Source organism: Embleya sp. NPDC020630, assembly GCF_044334985.1.
Taxonomy (GTDB): domain Bacteria; phylum Actinomycetota; class Actinomycetes; order Streptomycetales; family Streptomycetaceae; genus Embleya.
The window spans coordinates 56106-75084 of record NZ_JBIRUB010000012.1; the positions used below are offsets into that span (position 1 = coordinate 56106).

Annotated in this window: 23 protein-coding genes; 12 read left to right on the top strand and 11 right to left on the bottom strand. The window is 72.7% G+C overall.

Annotated elements, in window-relative coordinates; translation table 11 throughout:
• Nucleotide 1 precedes the first annotated feature (1 nt).
• Nucleotides 2–163 (top strand): hypothetical protein, encoded by a 162-nt coding sequence (locus ACH4XV_RS32710; RefSeq protein WP_395795936.1) that lies wholly within the window; start codon nt 2–4, stop codon nt 161–163.
• Nucleotides 164–236: 73 nt separating this feature from the next.
• Here the strand turns inward: ACH4XV_RS32710 and ACH4XV_RS32715 are convergent, their stop codons facing one another.
• From ACH4XV_RS32715 to ACH4XV_RS32740, 6 genes are all read right to left on the bottom strand, one after another.
• Complete coding sequence (locus tag ACH4XV_RS32715; RefSeq protein WP_395795937.1) at nt 237–788, bottom strand: cob(I)yrinic acid a,c-diamide adenosyltransferase; 552 nt, start codon at nt 786–788, stop codon at nt 237–239.
• Between the two features lie 71 nt (nt 789–859).
• Complete coding sequence (locus ACH4XV_RS32720) at nt 860–1102, bottom strand: hypothetical protein (RefSeq protein ID WP_395795938.1); 243 nt, start codon at nt 1100–1102, stop codon at nt 860–862.
• Nucleotides 1103–1297: 195 nt separating this feature from the next.
• Nucleotides 1298–2275 (bottom strand): phosphotransferase family protein, encoded by a 978-nt coding sequence (locus ACH4XV_RS32725; protein WP_395795939.1) that lies wholly within the window; start codon nt 2273–2275, stop codon nt 1298–1300.
• Nucleotides 2276–2354: 79 nt separating this feature from the next.
• Entirely contained in the window at nt 2355–3377 is a 1023-nt protein-coding gene (locus ACH4XV_RS32730) for a nucleotidyl transferase AbiEii/AbiGii toxin family protein (RefSeq protein WP_395795940.1), read from the bottom strand.
• A 92-nt stretch (nt 3378–3469) separates the two neighbouring features.
• The gene (locus ACH4XV_RS32735; protein WP_395795941.1) at nt 3470–4117 is read right to left on the bottom strand and encodes a response regulator; all 648 of its coding nucleotides are present in this window, start codon (nt 4115–4117) and stop codon (nt 3470–3472) included.
• Nucleotides 4105–4791, bottom strand: a complete 687-nt coding sequence (locus ACH4XV_RS32740) for a sensor histidine kinase (protein ID WP_395795942.1) — start codon at nt 4789–4791, stop codon at nt 4105–4107. The genes ACH4XV_RS32735 and ACH4XV_RS32740 overlap by 13 nt, the downstream gene beginning before the upstream one ends.
• A gap of 371 nt (nt 4792–5162) precedes the next feature.
• Here ACH4XV_RS32740 and ACH4XV_RS32745 point away from each other — a divergent pair, with 371 nt between their 5' ends.
• The 4 genes from ACH4XV_RS32745 (at nt 5163) to ACH4XV_RS32760 (ending at nt 7263) form a co-directional block, all read left to right on the top strand.
• A complete protein-coding gene (locus ACH4XV_RS32745) occupies nt 5163–5528 on the top strand; it encodes a YybH family protein (RefSeq protein ID WP_395795943.1) in 366 nt (121 codons plus the stop codon).
• A gap of 208 nt (nt 5529–5736) precedes the next feature.
• A complete protein-coding gene (locus ACH4XV_RS32750) occupies nt 5737–5961 on the top strand; it encodes a hypothetical protein (protein ID WP_395795944.1) in 225 nt (74 codons plus the stop codon).
• Nucleotides 5962–6076: 115 nt separating this feature from the next.
• Nucleotides 6077–6691: a dihydrofolate reductase family protein gene (locus ACH4XV_RS32755; protein WP_395795945.1), complete on the top strand. Its 615-nt coding sequence runs from the start codon at nt 6077–6079 to the stop codon at nt 6689–6691.
• A gap of 65 nt (nt 6692–6756) precedes the next feature.
• On the top strand, nt 6757–7263 hold the full coding sequence (locus tag ACH4XV_RS32760) for a hypothetical protein (protein WP_395795946.1): 507 nt from the start codon (nt 6757–6759) through the stop codon (nt 7261–7263).
• Between the two features lie 99 nt (nt 7264–7362).
• Here ACH4XV_RS32760 and ACH4XV_RS32765 read toward each other — a convergent pair whose 3' ends face one another.
• A complete protein-coding gene (locus tag ACH4XV_RS32765; RefSeq protein ID WP_395796104.1) occupies nt 7363–7524 on the bottom strand; it encodes a DUF6193 family natural product biosynthesis protein in 162 nt (53 codons plus the stop codon).
• 407 nt (nt 7525–7931) lie between these two features.
• Between ACH4XV_RS32765 and ACH4XV_RS32770 the strand changes: the two genes are divergently transcribed.
• Nucleotides 7932–8606: a hypothetical protein gene (locus tag ACH4XV_RS32770; RefSeq protein WP_395795947.1), complete on the top strand. Its 675-nt coding sequence runs from the start codon at nt 7932–7934 to the stop codon at nt 8604–8606.
• Between the two features lie 21 nt (nt 8607–8627).
• Here the strand turns inward: ACH4XV_RS32770 and ACH4XV_RS32775 are convergent, their stop codons facing one another.
• Nucleotides 8628–9422: an inositol monophosphatase family protein gene (locus ACH4XV_RS32775; RefSeq protein WP_395795948.1), complete on the bottom strand. Its 795-nt coding sequence runs from the start codon at nt 9420–9422 to the stop codon at nt 8628–8630.
• A gap of 158 nt (nt 9423–9580) precedes the next feature.
• On the opposite strand from ACH4XV_RS32775, the gene ACH4XV_RS32780 reads away from it, so the two are divergent.
• The 4 genes from ACH4XV_RS32780 (at nt 9581) to ACH4XV_RS32795 (ending at nt 14270) form a co-directional block, all read left to right on the top strand.
• Nucleotides 9581–11005 (top strand): hypothetical protein, encoded by a 1425-nt coding sequence (locus ACH4XV_RS32780; RefSeq protein ID WP_395795949.1) that lies wholly within the window; start codon nt 9581–9583, stop codon nt 11003–11005.
• Between the two features lie 163 nt (nt 11006–11168).
• Entirely contained in the window at nt 11169–12419 is a 1251-nt protein-coding gene (locus ACH4XV_RS32785) for an AAA family ATPase (protein WP_395795950.1), read from the top strand.
• Nucleotides 12416–13663: a VWA-like domain-containing protein gene (locus ACH4XV_RS32790; RefSeq protein WP_395795951.1), complete on the top strand. Its 1248-nt coding sequence runs from the start codon at nt 12416–12418 to the stop codon at nt 13661–13663. Before ACH4XV_RS32785 ends, ACH4XV_RS32790 begins: the two co-directional genes overlap by 4 nt.
• A gap of 85 nt (nt 13664–13748) precedes the next feature.
• Nucleotides 13749–14270 (top strand): GIY-YIG nuclease family protein, encoded by a 522-nt coding sequence (locus tag ACH4XV_RS32795; RefSeq protein ID WP_395795952.1) that lies wholly within the window; start codon nt 13749–13751, stop codon nt 14268–14270.
• 26 nt (nt 14271–14296) lie between these two features.
• On the opposite strand, the gene ACH4XV_RS32800 is transcribed toward ACH4XV_RS32795, so the two are convergent.
• Together ACH4XV_RS32800 and ACH4XV_RS32805 are read right to left on the bottom strand one after the other, a co-directional pair.
• The gene (locus ACH4XV_RS32800) at nt 14297–15205 is read right to left on the bottom strand and encodes an aminoglycoside phosphotransferase family protein (protein WP_395795953.1); all 909 of its coding nucleotides are present in this window, start codon (nt 15203–15205) and stop codon (nt 14297–14299) included.
• 84 nt (nt 15206–15289) lie between these two features.
• Nucleotides 15290–15931, bottom strand: coding sequence for an HD domain-containing protein (locus ACH4XV_RS32805; protein WP_395795954.1), 642 nt, complete (start codon nt 15929–15931; stop codon nt 15290–15292).
• 71 nt (nt 15932–16002) lie between these two features.
• Between ACH4XV_RS32805 and ACH4XV_RS32810 the strand changes: the two genes are divergently transcribed.
• Nucleotides 16003–16992, top strand: coding sequence for a GlxA family transcriptional regulator (locus ACH4XV_RS32810; protein WP_395795955.1), 990 nt, complete (start codon nt 16003–16005; stop codon nt 16990–16992).
• On the opposite strand, the gene ACH4XV_RS32815 is transcribed toward ACH4XV_RS32810, so the two are convergent.
• Complete coding sequence (locus ACH4XV_RS32815; protein ID WP_395795956.1) at nt 16956–18122, bottom strand: PP2C family protein-serine/threonine phosphatase; 1167 nt, start codon at nt 18120–18122, stop codon at nt 16956–16958. The genes ACH4XV_RS32810 and ACH4XV_RS32815 overlap by 37 nt on opposite strands.
• A gap of 288 nt (nt 18123–18410) precedes the next feature.
• Between ACH4XV_RS32815 and ACH4XV_RS32820 the strand changes: the two genes are divergently transcribed.
• Nucleotides 18411–18833 carry a hypothetical protein gene (locus ACH4XV_RS32820; RefSeq protein WP_395795957.1) on the top strand — a complete coding sequence of 141 codons (423 nt, stop codon included), beginning with the start codon at nt 18411–18413 and terminating at the stop codon, nt 18831–18833.
• The last annotated feature ends 146 nt before the right edge of the window (nt 18834–18979 follow it).

The following is an 18979-nucleotide window of genomic DNA, read 5'->3' on the forward strand; positions in this document are numbered from 1 at the left end:
CGTGCCGATGCCGCTCCTGATCGTCCTCGTCGTCGTCGGGCCGATCGTGATCGGGATCGCCTTCGTCGCGCTGCTCGGAGCCACGCTCGGCCGCCGGGCCCGGGAGGGGCGGCGCACCGGCCGCTACACCTCCCGCCCCGGCAACTCGTCGAGCAACTGGTGACCCGAGCCGGCCGCCGAACGGGCCCGGGAGCCCCAAAAGACTCCCGGGCGCCTGAACGCCTCCAAACCGGCGGTCAACTCCTGGGCGCCCACAACTCCTCGGGGACGCCCGCCTCGTGGTCAACCCAACGCGCCAATGCGAACAGCAGATCCGCGAGCCGATTCAGGTAGGCCAGTACGAACTCCCCCACCGGCTCCTGCCGATTCAGCGCCACCGCCCCGCGCTCGGCCCGGCGGCAGACCGCCCGCGCCACGTGCAGGTGCGCGGCGGCCAGACTTCCGCCCGGAAGGATGAAGTTCGTCAACGGCGGTGTCGCCGCGTCCAGTTCATCGATCGTGTCCTCCAGCTCCCGAACCTCTTCACCGCTCAGCCGAGGCAACTCCGCCCCGGATCCCTCCCGGCTCGGCGCCATCAGCTCACTGCCCACGACGAACAACGTGTTCTGCACGCCCCGCAACACGAGCACCGCCCGCTCCGGCAAACCCGCGGCCACGGCAAGGCCGATCATCGCGTTGCACTCGTCAACGCCCCCGATCGTCTCGATGCGCACCGAGTCCTTCCCGACCCGCCGCCCACCCCAAATCCCCGTCTCGCCCCGATCCCCACCGCGCGTGTACAACTTCACGCCGACCACCTTTCGCGACAACATCACCACGAACAGCCCTACCCGCGTCCGAACCTCGGACCGACTCCGCCTCACGCGGACGAAGTCGACCGCCCCCCGGTCGAGCCCTCGACGTGCCGTACGACGACGCGGTCGTCGAGCGCCGCCCGAATGCCCTCACTACCGAGCCACCGACCGAGCCGGCCGTGCGACTCGGCCACCTGATCGATACCGAGCCCGGTATCGGGAACGGGATCGAGGTACATCCGTGGCTCGTGCGGCAGCGTGGTCGGAATGAGGTCCGGCCGATGCCGGGCAAGGTCGTCGAGCAACACCCGGCGGTGGTGCTCCCGAATGCCGATGATCAGCCGCCCTGCTTGCCGCCGAACGACTCGCGCCCGAACAACTGCGCTACAAGCCCATGGCCACCGAGGTCGTTCGCGAACTGCGGCGGCGCCGGCGGGGCGAGCTCTTGGAGGAACTGGCCACGCGCATCGGCGCCGACGACTAGAACTGCGCACGCCCGGGCGCTACACGGGGACGACCAGGGACAGGGCCTCGTTGAGGTTGTGTTCGGCGATGTCCTGCATGAACTTTCGGTTGGGGAAGTCGCCGTCGAGGAGGCGTAGGGGGCCCGCCGTCAGGGACAGGCGTTGGGCGAGCATGTAGAGGGCGAGGCGGGCCTCGTCGAGGTTGTCCGCCGCCACCCGGCGGTAGTCGTCGTGGAGGCGGATGCGCAGGAACACGTGCTCCCATTCGACGTCGAAGTACATCAGGTCCTCGATGTCGATCAGCACCGGATTGCCGTCCCGGTCCACCAGGACGTGGTCCAGGCCCAGTTCGCCGTGAATCACCGAGTATTCGGCGCGCGGCCGTACTGCCGAGGCGAGTTCGTGCAGCCTCTCCTCCAACCGGTCGCGGGCCCCGGCGATCCTCGCGTCGCGCCCGGCCGCCTCCGCGAGGTGGCGCAACGCGGAATCCAGCACGACGCCCTCGCAGGAAATGCCCCGCGCCGTGCCGCCCCCGTCGATCAGCGCCACCTTGCCGTACGTCGGCGCCCGATACGCCCGCATCGCCGCCAACCCCTCCGCCAGTCGCGCCATCGTCGGCTCCACCGCCCGCGGGTCGCGCTCGAACCGGGTCATCAGGTCCTCGCCGGGGAAGTCCTCCACGATGGCGAGGTCGGCCGGGTGGTAAGCCCGGTCGCGGTCGACCAGATACACCTCCGGCACCCGCAGCCCGAGCATGTCCAGCCGGGCGTGCGCCGCCTCGAACAGGTCGAGCCCGACACCCGGCGAGAACGGGTCGGCCACGTCGTCGTCGCCCTCGTGTGCCGGCCAGTAGTTCTCCGAGTCCTCCCACAGATAGGCGATCACCGACGTCGCGTCGTCCATCGTCAGCCGGTACACCCCCTTCCGGGTGCCGCCCGTGAGCCGCTCGACCCCCGCCAACCGCCGCCCACCGCCCAGCGCGGCCCGTACCGCTCCCGCCAGTTGATCCCGCGTCACATTCCTCGGCGCCACGTCCGCGACCGCCTTCCCGGTTCGGCAACCGGGGCACCCTACGCGAGCAGTCGCCCGCGGGCGATCAGTTTTCCCGTGCCGCGAACACCGGCGCCAACGCCGCGTCCAGCCGGCCGAGCCACTCCCGGGCGGTGCCGCGCGCGCCGGGGAGGTCCGCGAGCAGGGCGGACCAGTCCGACTCGTCCACCGGAACCGCGTCCGGGTCGAAGCCGTGCTCGGGCACGCTCCGGATGAAACCGCTGCCGACCCGACGCAGCAACGCCGGGGTGAGCTGGGTGCGTTCGTCCTCGGCCAGCAGGACCGCGTCGTAGAGATCCTTGCTCCGAGGCCGGCCGCCCTCGCCGCCGTCGAGATGCAGCCACACCAGCTTCCAGGCCAGCGACAACTCCCGGCTCGCGGTACGCACGACCGGCGCCGGCCCGCCGTCGGCGCGCGGTATCCGGGCCCACACCGGCGGTTGGTGCAGCTTCTCGTCGAAGGCGAAGTCGAGCCGCGCCTCCCCCGGCGGCAGCCCCTCCGCCTCCCAGGGGATCAGGATGCGCATCCCGCCCGCGCCCTGCCCGTCGTACGCGTAGCCCCAATCGCCGTCCCGACGCGTGCCGTTCGCGTCCAGGACCAGGCCCGGCGCCGCCTCCGGCCGTTTCCCGATCCATTGCGTCAGGTCCTCGTAGGCCGGGATCGACCCCACCGGATCCGGGTCCGTATCCCAGCGAAGCCCCTCGGGCGGCGCGATCACCCGCACGCCGCGCGTCTCGAACTCCCGCTCCCCGTCGGCCCAGATCTCGTATCCGGCCGCCCCGCCGACCGCCTCCGGCCACTGCTGTACGGCCGCGACGGTGTCGAGGTAGGGGTATGGCGCCGACGGATCGATGTGGACGATCGGCGCGGGCAGCACCACGAAGTCCAGGTCCGCCGGCTCCCGCGCCCGCTCCCCCATCCAGGCGGCCATGGCCATGCTCCCGCGCAGCATCACACAGTCACTCCACGGCGCGGCCGCGACGAGCCCCAACAGGTGGTCGAGCACGGCACGATGGGCCGCCCGCCGACGCGCCGACGTATCCCCGTCCGGGTCGACGCCGTATGCCATGCGCTCCTCCTCGACGTCCGCGCCTCCGCCCCGGCCGGCGACTGTACCGATCGAAGCCGACACGGGCCCCGGGCGCCGACGACCTACGCCCGTCAGCGCCCGTCGCGGAGGTACGTGAGCACCGCCTGGACGCGGCGATGACCCGCGTCGGACGCCGGCAGGCCGAGTTTGCCGAAGATGTTGCCGACGTGTTTGTGTACCGCGTTGGCGGTGATGAACAGGATCTCGGCGATCTCGCCGTTGCCCAGGCCGCGGGCCATCAGCGCGAGCACTTCGTGCTCTCGGGGGCTGAGCGGGTCCAGGGGGCCGCCGGCCGCGGCCGTCATCAGTTGCGACAGCACCTCGGGATCCATCACCGTCTCGCCGGCCACGACCCGCCGCAGGCTGTCCACGAATTCGCTCATCCGTCCCACGCGGTCCTTGAGCAGGTAGCCGACGCCGCCCGCACCGTCGGACAACAACTCCCGGGCGTAGACGTGCTCGACGTACTGCGACAGGACCAGGATCGGCAGACCGGGGCGGACACGCCGCAGTTCCAGCGCGGCGCGAAGTCCCTCGTCGCGAAAGGTCGGTGGCAGCCGGACATCGGTGACGACCAGGTCCGGCTCGTGCGTTTGCACCGCGGCGATCAGGCCGGGGCCGTCGGTGACCACCTCGGCGACACCGATGTCCCGTGTGGACAGGATGAGTTCCAGGCCCGCTGACAGCAGCGCGTTGTCCTCGGCGATCACGACGCGCACGGCAGCTCCACGGTGACGACGGTGGGTCCGCCGATCGGACTGGTGATCGCCACCCGGCCGTCCAACGCGGCCACGCGGCGCCGGATGCCGACGATGCCGGTGCCGTTGCGCTCGTCCGCGCCCCCGACGCCGTCGTCCGCGACCTCGACGACCAGGGTGCCGTCGCGGCGGGTCAGGCCGACGTGGGCGCGTTGTGCCCGGCTGTACTTGGTGGTGTTGGCGAGCGTTTCCGCCACGACGAAGTACGCGGCGGCCTCGATCGCGGCGGGCAGGCGGCCGAGTTCGCCCAGTCGGACGTCGGTGGTGACCCCGGTCCGGGCGGCGACCGCGTCCACCGCCCCCGCGAGGCCGCGGTCGGCCAGGATCGGCGGGTAGATGGCGTGGACGACGTCGCGCAGTTCCGTCAACACCTCCTCCGCCCCCTCCAGGGCCTCGCGCAACAGGTCGGCGACGACCGGGTGTTGGGCGCCGAGGAGATCCCGGGCGACGCCGAGGCGCATGGCCACCGCGACGAGACCGGCCTGGGCGCCGTCGTGCAGGTCGCGTTCGATGCGGCGCAACTCCGCGCCGTGGGCATCGAGTACGTCCGCCCGGCTCGGGACCGCCTTCGCCGCCCGCGCGGCGACGACCGGCTCCCGGTTCGGGGCGCAGAGGCACCCTCGGTCACGCCACACCTCACACCACAGCGATTTCGCTCGATCCCGCACACTCGCCACTTTCTCGGCCCCGTTCCGGATGCACACCACGCACACCACGCGCGGCGACCTCGGGGGCCGCGCACACTACGGCGACCCTATGAACGGGTGCGGCGCCCGGGCGTCCTTCCGGGGGACGAGTACCGGAGTACCGGATCCGCGGTACCCGGTCCGGGGTGTATGGGCCATATGCAGGCCGCGGCGGTGCCGTACCAACGTCCGCTCCATCCCCGTTGACCATAACCATCACTTCTGGCATCCATCGGATCCATCTGTTGGATTTCTGATCGGCGGGCGAGCAGGATGGAACCACGAAAGGCCGCGACACCACGAGGAAAGGAACACAAACCATGTCCGAGTACGAGAAGGCCATGCGTCCCGAGGACATCACCCGCCTGTTCGTGGAGCGGTCCAACGCCGGCGACGCCGCCGGGGTCGCCGCGCTCTACGCGGAGGACGCCGTACTGGCCTACCCGCCGGGCAGCACGACCGTGGGCCGGGAGGCCATCCGCGAGCTGTGGGCCAAGGTGCTGGCCAACCGGCCCCACTTCGAGCCCGAGGAACCGCTGCCGACGCTGATCAACGGCGACATCGCGCTCACCTCGACCCCGCCGAAGGACGGCTCCGGCGCCCGGGCCCAGGTGGTCCGGCGCCAGCCCGACGGGAGCTGGCTGCGGGTGCTCGACCAGCCCGAATTCGCCCCGCCCACCCGCTGAACCCCCGACGGCCGCCCCGACCCGGGCGGCCGTCGGCGTGCGCCGGGTCGGACGCCGGATCAGCCGACGCCTGGTCGGTCGGCGCTGGGCAGCCCCGCCGCCCCCGCCGGCCGCCGCACCGCCGCGTCGACCAGCCCGCGCACCCGCGCCGCCGGAACCGTGATGCCCGGCGTACCCCGCGTCCAGCGCAGGAAGTCCTCGACGTCCAGTGCCGGAATCTCGCCGGGACCGGGTGTACGTCCTGCACCACCCGACGGCGGGCGAGCCGACCCTGCACGGCGAACTCGTCGCGCTGCCGGACGAGCCGGCGTGTCGGGGGCTCGACCTGTTCGCCGCCGAGCCGGGGTCGGCGTCCGAGCGGGCGTTGCGCGAGCTGGGCGGCGGCGGCCTGCCCGCGCACGAGGCCGGGAGCCTGCCGACGGCCCGGCCGTGACATCCGTCGAACCGGTTTCCCATCGGGTCGCACCCGCACCGATGAGTTTCGCGGGCGGCCGTCGTCTACCTCCATGACAACGACACCGCACCGACCGCAGCACCTGGAGCACATCATGAGGAAGATCACCGCCGGCCTGTTCATCTCGCTCGACGGGGTCGTGGAGGCGCCCGACCAGTGGCACTTCCCCTACTTCGACGACGAGATGGGTGCGGCCGTCGGCGCGCTGCTCGAAACGTCCGACACCCTCCTGCTGGGTCGCAAGACGTACGACAGCTTCGCCGGCGCCTGGCCCGAGCGGGAGACGGCCGGTGGCGACGACGCCGCCTTCGGGAAGGCGATCGGCGACGCGCGCAAGATCGTGGTGTCGCGCGGCGAGCTGACCTTCACCTGGCGCAACTCCGAGCAGTTGCGCGGTGATGTCGTCAGCGCCGTCGCCGCGCTCAAGGACGAGCCGGGCGCGGACATCTCGATCAGCGGCTCGGTCTCGATCGTGCGCCTGTTGTTGGACGCCGGGCTGCTGGACGAGCTGCACCTGTTCGTGCACCCGATCGCGGTGCGCACCGGCATGCGGCTGTTCACCGAGGGCGAGGGGGCGATCCCGCTGCGGCTGATCTCGTCGAAGGCGTTCGGGTCCGGCGTGCTCCACCTGGTGTACGGCCCGGCAGCGGCGGCCGGCGACGCCTCGTACGACGACGCCAAGGTGCACCTGTCCCAGGCGCGTCGGTAGCGCGTGGGCGCGGGTGTCCGCAGCGTGCACAGCATCGTGTTCGGCCGTCGCTCGTTCAACGGGGTATGAGCAACCACGCCTCGCCGCCCGACGGTTCCCACCCCGCCACGGACCCGCAGACCTCCCCCGAACAACGCGCGGCCCTGGAGCGGATCACCGCGGCGGGCGGTCGGGCCGGCGCCTGGCTGTGCGGTCTGGGCCGTCCGGGCGGCTCCGCCTGGGCCCTCGCCGGCGCCGTCGAACACACGCTTGCCGAGCTGCGTCCGTACGGGCCGACCGAGGTGGACCCCCGCCCCGGTCTGGCCCGTCCCGGCGTCGACCGGGATCTGCTGCCGTACCTGGACCCGTACGCCGGCCCGGCCGGACCGGTGATCGGCGCGGTGCCCCTGACCCCCGCCGAGACGGTCGCGGTGCTCGCCACGACCGGCTGCGCCCGCATCGCGCCGCTGACCATGTCCCGCCCGGACTGGGCCGACCAACTCCTCGCCCTGGCCGACACCATCGACAACGCCCTCCAACACGCCACGCACGTCGAGCCGGACGCCGACTCGCGCTCCGACCCGACGGCGTAGCCGTCGCGCAGCGGGTCGGTCGTCCGGGTCGCCTGCCTGCCTCGTCGCCCCACGGATGGCCCACCGCCCCGCGCCGCTCTCCGCGAGCGGCCCGGGGCCTCACACCTCGAACTTGCCGAAGTCGGAGGCGTTTCCCACCACCGCCGGCCCCAGATCCGCCGGCGCGTGGGCCAACACCACGGCAACGGCCTCCCAGGCGGAGCCCACTTCGCCGAACACGTCCCCGGTGCCCCGCTCACGAATGCGGATACGACCCGTCAGGCCGGTCGACCTCGTGTCGCAACCGCATCGACGCCCACGACCTCGTCACCCTCTGCCACTGCGCCTCGACCACCTCCGCGGACTCACGCGCACGCACCGCGGACGGATCGGAGGGATTCGAGTTCACCGCGACAGTCTGACGCCGCCCCACCTCCCTGTGAAGCCCCGCACACGCCCACACAACGCCCAATCCACCCCGAGCACCCGAATCGGGTCCTCGCCCGGCCGGGATGCGTGCCCATGTCGACCGCGATGCCGGTCGGTCGGGCCGATGTGGGTTTGGGCTGGTCGGGGGGCATCCGGGTCAGCATTCTTGGGGGGCGCGGGAATTACAGAGCGAGGGGCGGGCCGTGGGCGGTCGATCCGTGGGTTTGGCTAACTTGGCGGTCCGGGTGGGGGATTCGGATGTGTCCCCCGTTGCGTCCGGGCGTTTGTGGTGTGCGGGGATCGCGGCGGGCGCGGCGTCGTTGGGGGTGGTCGTCGCGGATGTGTACGCGTATTTCGTTTATCGGGACTGGCGGGCCTGCCTGGCGTCGCGTGTGCACACGTCGGTCGAGCCGGAGGCATTGTCGACCGGTGCGCGGATGGTGCCGCGCGGGAACGGCGCCACCGACGCGGCGGCCGCGGCGGTCTTCGTCACGAGTGTGACGATGATCGCCCTGGTCGTGTGGTGGACCGTGCTGGTCTCCCGGAACCGCTCGGCCTGGTACGGCCCTTCGCGCAGCTTCGGCGTCCTGTGCCGCTCGGCCCACCGGCGGGCGGGCAACGCCGGACACGCCGGGATAGGCCCCGCCCCGGTGCTGGTGTCGGCCGTGGGGATACTCGTGTTCACCACGCTCACCCGGCTGTTGGGCCTGGTCGGCACGGACTGGAGCGGGCCACTCGACGGGCAGGTCCGGTCGGAGATGGGTTTCCTGCACTCCCGGATGATGCTCGCCCTCGCCCACGCGGCGGGCGCGCTGCTGATGGCGGTCGTGGTGGTGACGACGACGCGACGACACCTGCGCCTGCCGAGCCGCCGATCGGACCCCGATTCCGACCCTGTTTCCGACCCCGACCCATCGGCGCCTCGGGGCGAGTAAGGCGTGTCCGGCCGATCCCACCTACCGGATCATGCCCAGGAGTGCGGTGTGGGTTTCCCGGTCGGCCGCGGCGATCAGGCCGGCCGCCCCGGTGTACGGCGGTCGGCCGTACAGGTCCGTCACCACACAGCCGGCGGCCTCACACAGCGCGATGCCGGCGGTGAAGTGCACGCTGTCGCGCAGGTCGCCGTCGGTGACATAGGCGGCCCGGCGACCGGCGGCCACCCACGCGACGGCCAGGGTGGTGGACACCACGCGCGGCCGGAAACCCGCGACGAAGTCCGGGTCGGCGAGGAGCCGGACCGCGCGGAACGACGGCGCGTTCGGGAACGGCGGATCCAGGTTCACATCCACCAGCCGCGACCCGGACGACGGCACCAAGTCAAGGTCTGCACCGCCGAGTTGACGGTATGCCCCGGAACCGTCGGTCCAGAAGACCTCGTCGGCGAACGGATCCGCCACGGCCGCCGCGACGGTCTCGACACCCACCCGCAGGGCCACGTTCACCGCGACCAACATGTTGCCCACGGCGTAGTTCAACGTGCCGCACAACGGATCGACCAGCCACCGGCGTTCCGCGCCGGCCGTGCCGGTGTGGCCGCTCTCCTCGCCGGTGACCGCGTCGTCGGGCCGCACGTCGCGGAGGATGTCCAAGATGGCCTGTTCCGCGTCCAGATCGGCGGCCGTGGCGAAGTCTCCGGCGCCCTTGTCGAACCGCTCCGGCGACGTCCCGTACATCCCGCGCACCACGGCCGAACCCGCCCGCGCCGCCCGTACGGCCAGCCCCGCATCCGTCTCCATCTCCAAGATCGCCATATGGGGAGCCTACGCGCCGCTCTCGACGAGCACCCGAGCCTCCGCACAGTGAGCCAGGGGGGTCCCTGGCCCTCCGCGGTCGAGGGCGCTAGGCTCCTGCCGATGACTACTCACTCCGTACACGGATTGGGGGTCCCCACCGCGCAAGGTGAGTGCTGATGCTCACTGCGATCGCGAATCGGGATTCCCGCCTCACCCTCTGGCTGCGCGTGCGCGAGTTCGCCGTGCCGCCCTCCATGATCGAGACCGCGACCGCTCGCCGGCTGGCCGGTGACTGGCAGGCCGCCTGCACCGCCGCCGGTGTCGACGTCGACATCGATCTCCGCTTCGAAGCCCGCACGCGTGGCGGGGAGTTCGCCGCCCGGATCCGGAACGACCTGCGTGCTCTGGCACCGGATCTGCTGCGCTGGCACATGCCGAGGATCGCTCCCGACGGGCTGCTGCGCCCGGGTCTGACCGTGTCCCTGGCGCGGTACGACGTCGGCGAGCCCGGCGGCACGCGCCCGGTGCACCTGGTGGCCCGTACCCCGCCCGCGTGGGCGGACGCCGGTCAGCGCATCGCCCTCGCCCTGTGGGACGGATCGCATCGCGACGTCGCCGGCTTCCGTCACCATCCGCACCGCCATCCCCACCGACGGTTCCGACTGGACCTGCACCGACATCTCTGGGACGCCCGCCGCAGCGACGAGCTGTGGATCCGTTCCGGGGCCGACCGGCCGCCCCGCGACGGCGGTTCGGGGCCGGATCCGACTCGGCCGGGACCGATCCCGGCCGAGTGCGCCGTCGACCGATGGGCCGCCGAGGCCGCGATCCTGCTCCGGGCCGAGGGGCAACCCACCGGCACCGGCTCGGTCGCGGTGCGCTGCGGGGGCCGTCGCCGGCTGGTCCTGCACGTGGTCGCGGACGACGACGGTCCCGGGCCGTCGATGGTACGGATCGCGTCCGTCGAACCGCGACCCGCCGGCGGCGACATCACCGGGCTGCCGGTCCTGCCCGACGCGGCCACCTGGATACCGCCCGACCTGGAACTGCTGCGCGCCGGCCTGATCGGACCCGATCGGCTGCACCCGCTGGTCGCCGCGGCATTGGTACCGGGCCATGTCGCGGGCGCGGCACCCGTCCTCGCGGACCACGTCTCGGGACGACCCGACATCGTGGAATGCCGGGGCGCTCGCCACCGCATCGGCCTGGTCGACGGCGTACTCGCGCCGCTCGACCACGATCCGGCCGAGATCCGTCGCGAGGAACTGCTGCACGCATTGACCGGCACCCCGCTGCCCTGCCTCCAGGCCATCGACGCGGCACACCGCCGCCCGGACTGCATCGCGGGCGTCCGCGAACGTCTGGACCACGGCGACATCGCCGGCGCACTCGCCGTCGTCGAGAGCCTGCTCGGCCCCGACGCACTACCGCGCGGCGGCCTCCTCCGCGACGAACTGGAAGACGCCGCCGAACGGTTGATCACTCACGGATTGTTCCGAGCGGGCCTGGGCGGACCGGCGCCCGACCGCATCCCGCTCCGAAACCGTCCACGTCCCCCACACACCCGCCGCGCCCATCCGGGCAACATGTACCCGCACTGAGGCGAACCCGCCCACCAAGCCGGGGACTTCGAGCCGACGCACACACGTGTGCGCTGCCGAGCGCGCCGCCGCAGGCACTTCGCCGCGCGCTTGCGTGCGCACTTCAGCGTGCGCACCTTCGCGCGCCCGAAGCTCCCCCACCGAACCCAAAAGGTGATCACCCATGCCCACACCCGCCCCACTCACCCCCACCGCACCCCGCAGCACGTCCCAACTCGACGTGGCCGCCGAGTTGTTGGCTCTCCTGCGGGACACCACCACCGAGCCCCGCCCCGATACCCAACTGGAGGCACTGACCCTGGCCGTGGCCGCCGACCTGCCCGTACTGCTGTGGGGTGAACCCGGGATCGGCAAGACCGCCGCGCTCACCCAACTCGCCGAGACCCTGGACCTGCCGCTCACCACCGTGATCGCCAGCGTGCACGAACCCTCGGACTTCTCCGGCCTGCCCATCGTCGGCGACGATCCGGCGACCAACGGTGTACCGATGGCCCCGCCGGAGTGGGCCGTTCGCCTCGTGCGCGCCGGACGCGGACTGCTGTTCCTGGACGAGTTGTCCACCGCGCCGCCGGCCGTACAGGCCGCCCTGCTCCGGCTCGTCCTCGAACGCCGGGTCGGCGCCCTGCAACTGCCGCCCGGTATCCGGATCGTGGCCGCCGCCAACCCGCGCGGGTCGGCCGCCGACGGCTGGGAGCTGAGCCCGCCGATGGCGAACCGCTTCGTACACCTCCAATGGGTACACGACCACGACGTCGTGGTGCGCGGCCTCGGCGGCACCTGGCCGCATGCCACCCTGCCCGTCCTGGACCCGACCCGACTCGCCGAGGCCGTGGCCTTCGCCCGCCGGGCGGTCTGCGGCCTGCTCGCCGGCCGGCCCAAGCTCGTCCACCTCCTTCCCACCACGGAAATCCGTCGCGGCGGCGCCTGGCCGTCGCCGCGCAGCTGGGACATGACGGTGTCGCTGATCGCCTTCGCCACCGCCGCCGGATCCTCCCGCGAGGTGGTGTCCCTGCTGGTCAGGGGCACCGTCGGGGACGGCCCGGGGCTCGAACTGCTGGCCGCCCTGGACCGGATGGACCTCCCGGACCCCGAGGACCTGCTCGCCGACCCGACCCGCGCGATCCTGCCCGAGCGCGGGGACCTGCGTCAGGCCGTACTCGACGGCGTCGTCGAGGCGGTCCGCAACCGCCCGGACAAGCCCCGCTGGGACGCGGCCTGGGCGATCCTGGTCCGCGCGCTCGACACCGGCGCCCCGGACCTGGTGGTCGTCCCCGCCACCACCCTCGCGTCGCTGCGCGACCAGGACTGGGAGGTGCCGGCATCGATCGAGCGGCTGGCCGGAGCCGTGTCGCTGTCCCGGCGCGCGGACCGGGCGGCGGCCCGAACCGCGGTGACCGCACGGGCCGGCCGATGATCGCCAAAGCGCCGGGAGCCCTCGACCTGGACAAGCTCTACGCTGCCCGCCTGTACGCCGCCCGCGCCCGCCCGTACCTGGCCACCGCCCTGTACGCGCTGCACGTGGTCGAGTCGCGGGCCGTGTCGACGATGGCCGTCGACCGGCACTGGCGATGCTACGTCTCACCGGCGTTCGTGGCCCGAACCCCCGAGGAGGAACTGGCCTCCGTATGGGTGCACGAGGTGTCGCACCTGCTTCGCGACCACCACGGGCGCAGCGACCGGGTGGCGTACGAGCGCGGGTTGACCGGCCGCGGTGACCGATTGCGGATGAACCTCGCCGCCGACTCCGAAATCAACGACGACGCGTTCGACGACGGACTGCCCCAGCCCGAAGGCGCCGTGCTACCGGGCTTGTTCGGAATGTCCAACGGCGAGTTGATGGAGACCTACCTGCGCGAGATCGTGATGGGACTGGTCACGCAGGACCTGGCGTGGCTGGACTGCGGCAGCGGCGCCGACGGGTTGGATCGGGAGTGGGATCTGGGGCCGGACGGCGCGCACGGCCTGAGCGAGCAGGAACGGGACGCGGTCCGGTACCGGGTGGCGCAGGGCATCAGGGGCCGGCCCGGGCATGCCTCGAAGTCGTGGCGGCGGTGGGCCGAGGAGGTGTTCCATCCGCCGCAGCCGTGGCGGCAGTTGCTGGGCGCGGCGGTGCGCTCGGCGGTGGCCGGAGCCGGCGGTGCGGACGACTACACGTACGGCCGGCCGGCCCGCCGTTCGGCCGGCGTGCCCGGCGTCGTGTTGCCGAGCCTGCGTCGCAAGCCGCCACGGGTGGCCGTGGTGGTCGATACGTCCGCGTCGGTGAGCGACGCCGAACTGGGCAGCGCCCTCCTCGAAGTGGCCGCCATCTCCCGCGCCGTGGGCGGCCGGCGCGACCTGGTCACCGTGGTGTCGTGCGACGCGGCGGCCCGGATCGTGCAACCGCTGTGCGACGGCGAGGGCATCACGCTGCTCGGTGGCGGCGGTACGGACCTGCGCTCGGGGTTCGCCAAGGCCCTGCGCCGCAGCCCTCGCCCCGACGTTGTCGTGGTGTTGACGGACGGTCAGACGCCCTGGCCCAGTGCCCGCCCGTCCTGTCGCACGGTGGTGGGCCTGTTCCCCCGCATCCACGGCCATTCCGTGAACGAGGACAACCCCGAGTACACTCCGGACCTGCCACCCGACTGGGCCCACGTGGTGACGATCGGCCCAACTCCCTGATCGCCCAGGGGAGTCCACGGGTGACGGGGGGGTCGGCAGCACGGCGCCGGCGTCGCCGTCCCCGGCGTCGTGGTGTCGGACCGGGATGGAAACATGGGGGTTCCCGGAATCGTGTCGACGACCCGGGAATGGTCGGCCTGCCGAGGAGGTCATCATCAGCGACGCCACCGGCCTGTGCATCGCGCCCCGCCCCGACGGCGGGTGCCGTGCACCGGCCCTCCCCGACGCCCCGGTTCCGCTGTGCGCCGAACACGTGGCCGCCACCTGCGAGTTCGCCCACGACGGCCTACCCGGCGACGACGAGGAGGAGACTCCCTCCGGCCGGCGCCCGCGCCGACAGCCCACCGAGGTCACCATGCTCGGCGAGGGGCTCGTCTACTTCGTCCGCACCGATCGACGGATCAAGATCGGCTTCACCACCGACCTGCGCCGGCGACTGGCCCAGTCCGCCCCGGGCGAGGTCCTGCACACCGAACCCGGCTCGATCGCCGACGAACGCCGCCTGCACGCGGCGTTCCAGGACCTGCGCCTTCGCGGCGAATGGTTCCGCGCGGATCCTCGCCTCCTCGACCACATCGCCACCCTCAAGGCGAAGGCGACCGCGTAGAGCGAAGCCGCAGGCAACCGCGTTGATCAGGCGTCCTGTTCGCCCAGCACGGCCGCCAGAACGTGTCGGGCGTTCGTGGTCATCGCCCGGTTGGTTTCGCGGTAGTACGGGAGGGCGATCACGGCCTGCGACAGCGTGCGCGCCCGGCCCCGGATCCAGGTCGCGTCGTCGACGTCGAGGGCGTCGCGGAAGGTCCGCCTCGCGCCGGCGGGCAGCAGGTTCCAGGCCGGGACCAGGTCGCAGGCCGGGTCGCCCACCCCCAGGCAGCCGAAGTCGATCACCGCCGTCAACCGCCCGGCGCCGTCCACCAGCAGGTTGCCCGGCATCAGGTCGGCGTGCAGCCACACCGGCTCGTCCCGCCCCGCGTCGGCCCGCAGTCCGTCCTCCCATACCGCGATCGCGGCATCGCAGTCGACGCCCTCCTCCGGGATCGCGCGCAGCTCCTCGATCGCCGACCGGGTCGAGGCGTCCAGCGCGGCGAGCGGTCCGCCCCGATAGGCCTTCGGCGCTCCCGGCAGCTCGACCCCGCGCATCGCCGCCACGAACCCGGCCAGGTCCTCGGCCGGCCGCGCGGGTGCCCGCAGTGCCCCCGGCTCCGGGTTCTCCCCCGCCAGCCACCGGTACACCGACCACGGCCAGGGGTACCCGTCGGCCGGTTCCCCCGCGCCGAGCACCTCCGGCACGGCCGTCGGCAGCCGCCCGGCGAGGCGCGGCAACCACTCCCGCTCCAGCGGGACGTCCGCGACCCCGCCGCGCAGCAGCGGCAACCGCACGACCATGTCCTCGCCCAGTCGGTACATCGCGTTCACCGTGCCACCCGACGGAACCCGCTCCACCGGCAGTCCCGCCCATCGGGGGAACTGTCCGGCAACCAACCGCCGCACGAGGTCGCCGTCGACGGGGTGCGTACCGGAGTGCATCTGGCCCGTGTTCATCACCGACCATCCGACAGCCCACCCACGACACCCGTCAACCGTTTTCCCGCCCGCCGCCCCGCATCCATACCCGGGACGACCCGCTCACTCGCCCCAGCGCGAAGCCGCCGCCCCCGCCTCCATCCCGGTGCGGCCCGTGCCGTCCTCGCCCCGTTCGCGGAGCAGTTCGCCGGGGAGGCTGTAGCGGGGGGCGTTCTGCGGATTCCGGCGGGCGTGGCGGACGATTTCCCCGGTCAGCGTCTCGGCCATCCGCAGCCGGGGGTGTTCGGCGTGGATCGCCCGGGCCTGGGCGTCGTCGACACATTCGGTGTCCACGCCGAAGTCGATGGCGATGCCCCTGCGGGTCAGGTACGCCAGCGTGCCGCGGCGCTCGGCGATCCCGGCCGAGGTGTGCAGCGCGATGGCCTCCCAGACCCGGTCGACGTCGGCGGCGGCCACCCCGCCCTCGGTCAGGAACGCCGCGGCCATGTCGGCCCCTTCGACCTCGAATCGTTGCCGGCCCTCGGCGTCGGGCGATGTACCGAGGTCGTGCAGCGCGCAGGCCGAGAACAGCAGGTCGGGGTCGAAGTCCGCGCCGGGTCGCAGCCCGTCGTACGCGGCCTGCAACGCGGCGAACCGGTAGCTGCGGAAACTGTGCTCCGCGGTCGGCCGCGACGTGCGGGCCCGCACGTACTCGATCGTCCGGTGGGCCAGGGGCGTGGTGGGAACAGCGGCGATTGTGTCCATGCCCCGACGGTAATCGGCGGATCAGTGTCCGAGGCAGTGGCACGATTGCCATTGATCGATAGCATCGTGCCATGCCCGCCGCAGCCCGTACCGGGGCCGACGCCCCGGTGCCACGCCCGCCCCACCACGTCGTCGTCCTGGCCCAACCCGGGGTCCTGGCCCTGGACTTCGGCATCCCGATCCAGGCGTTCGGCGACTGGGAGGGAAGCCCGTACCGGGTCACTGTCTGCACCGAGCACCCCGGCCCCGTCTCGCTCCACGGCGGCCCATCGCTGCTCGTCGACCGCGGTCTGGACGCCCTCGCCGACGCCGACACGATCGTCGTGCCCGGCCTGGTCCCGCCCGACCCCCCGTCGCCGCGACTGCGCACCGCCCTCGCCGAGGCCGCCGCCCGCGGCGCCCGCATGGTGTCGATCTGCACCGGCGCGTTCGTCCTGGCCGGCGCGGGACTGCTGGACGGCCGTCGCGCCACCACCCACTGGCAACGCGCCGCCGAACTGGCCCACCGATACCCGTCGGTGCGCATCGAACCGCAGGTGCTCTACGTCGACGAGGGCAACGTGCTGACCTCGGCGGGCGTGGCCGCCGGTATCGACCTGTGCCTGCACATCATCCGCGCCGACCTCGGCGCCACGATCGCCAATCAGCGGGCCCGCGCCCTGGTCGCCGCCCCGCATCGCGCGGGCGGCCAGGCGCAGTACATCGCCCATCCCACCCCGCCCGAACGCGGCGGCGGGCTGGATGAGTTGCGCGCCTGGGCGCTGCGCCACCTGGACGAACCGCTGACCGTCGACGTGCTGGCCCGACGAGCCCGGCTGTCCCGGCGCACCCTCATCCGCCGCTTCCACGAGGAGACCGGACTGCCGCCGATGCAGTGGTTGTCCGACGCCCGCGTCGACCGGGCCCGTGAACTCCTCGAGGACTCCGACCTGTCCATGGCCGCCGTGGCCCGCCGATCCGGCCTCGGCACCCCCGCCAACCTGCGCACCCTCTTCAAACGCCGTCTCGGCGTACCCCCCAGCGCCTACCGCGCCACCTTCGACACGGCCACCGCCCCGTAGCGGTGCCGGCCCGGCAGCGGCGTGGGGGTGCGTTCGATCGCGACCACGGCGGCGTCGTCCGCGAGCCGGCCGCCGACGTACGCCGGCAGGTCTTGCCGGAGGTGGTCGAGCAGCCCCTCGGGGCCGAGGTCGCTCCACCCCGCGACACGTTCGATCAGGGGATAGAACGTACCGTCGGGCGCCCGGGCCTCGATCACACCGTCGGTGTACAACATCAGGATGTCCCCAGCGCGGAGCGTGAAGGTGTCGACCACGTAGTCGGCGGCGTCGATGCCCTGGCACAGGCCCAGCGGGGGTGCGGGCCGCCGCGCGTCGAGGGTGTGCACCCGGCCGTCGTGCAGAACCAGCGGGGGCGGGTGTCCGAAGGTGGTCAGCGCGCCCACGCCGTCGTGCTCGCGCAGGTCCGCGACGATGCCGGTGATGAAACGCTCGTCCGCGTCCGTGTCGGTCGGGGACAACTCGGCCAGGTAGCGGCAGATGCTCTCCTCCAGCGCGGCGGCCAACTCGGGCAGCGCGGCGAACCGATGGGCACCCTCACGGAACGCGCCGAGCAGTTGCGCGGCGTCACCGATGGCGGCCAGTCCTTTGCCGCGGACGTCGCCGATGATCAGGCGGACCCCGGCGTCGGTGCGGGCGAGCGCGTACAGGTCGCCGCCGATCTGCGCCTCGTCGTCGGCGGCCAGATACAACGACGCGATCCGCAACGAGCCGACCCGACGCGGCAGCGGCCGAAGCAGGACCCGCTGTGCGGCCTCGGCGACCGAACGCAGCCGGACCACCTCGCGTCGGCGCTGTTCGCGGCGCAGACACAGGTACCACACCAGTACGGAGATCATGGCGACGGCGATGACCTGCATGAGGTGGTTGCGGGTGACCAGGCCGCCGCGCAGCTCGGCGATGAGCATTTGGGCGCCGACGGCGACGGCCCCGATCCCGGCGGTCAGCCGCGGCCCGGCGAACGAGGCGGCCAGCGCGGGCGCCACGACCAGAAGCGGGCCGAGGTGCACGTCGGGTGAGGAGATCAGGTCCACGACCGTGATCACCACGATCAGTGCGACGGTGAGTACCGGCAGTGCATGGGCCGTTTGCCACGGGTGCCGGAACTCCGCGAGACGCCGTCGGAGTACCACGTGTCCGAGTGTGCCCCTTCCGCGACCCCCTCGCGCGACCGAGCCCCGGCGCGCCGATATCGGCCGCACATCGCGTGACGATCGGTCACCGTCGGGCGGGCAGAATCGCCGGACGGTCGGATTACGGCATTCGTGGCATGCCGTGGTCCGGTACGGCGCGTTTGCCTCCGAGTCGGTCGTCCCCCGTGTTGGACTCGGCGGCGTGGCGAGGCGGTGGGCGCGCGGACATACGGCGCGCGCGGCATCGGTCGCTATCGGCATCGGCGGCAGTCGTGGACAGGAGCGGTGATGGCACGCGGCACGCACATCGAGGATCAGGAGCACGGCCGGCGTTGTCCGCTGGGGGCCGCGTCGGCGCACGCGTGCGGCGGCCCGACCGACGAGCGCGGCGTGCCGATGCTGGGCCGCTCGCCGGCCGTCGGCGACGAGGACGGTCCGCCCGGGTGCGGGGTACATCTGGGCGAGATGCTGGTGTTGCGCGATCCGGATCTGTGGATCGGCGTACTCTTCGACGCGCCCACCGACCGGGCCGCCGACTTCGACGGCGACGCCGGGGCGGTCGCGGAGTTCGCCGAACATCTCGCCCTCGACGTGGCCGACCAGCGGGTCGACGAACTCGACGACCGCGACGGCTTCGTCGCCCGCCCGGTGACCGCGGACGAACTCGCCAGGGCGGTCGAGTACGCCCTCGGCGCCATCGGCGTCGCGTAGTCACCGAAAACCCGCACGGTAACCGATCCGCCACCCCCTTGGGGGCAACGGGCGGGCGCGGCCCCGCACCATCCCGGCCCTGCGGCATCCCCGCCCACCCCCGTCATCGGCCTCCCTCACGGGCCCCTTTCGTGTCGACTGGCGAT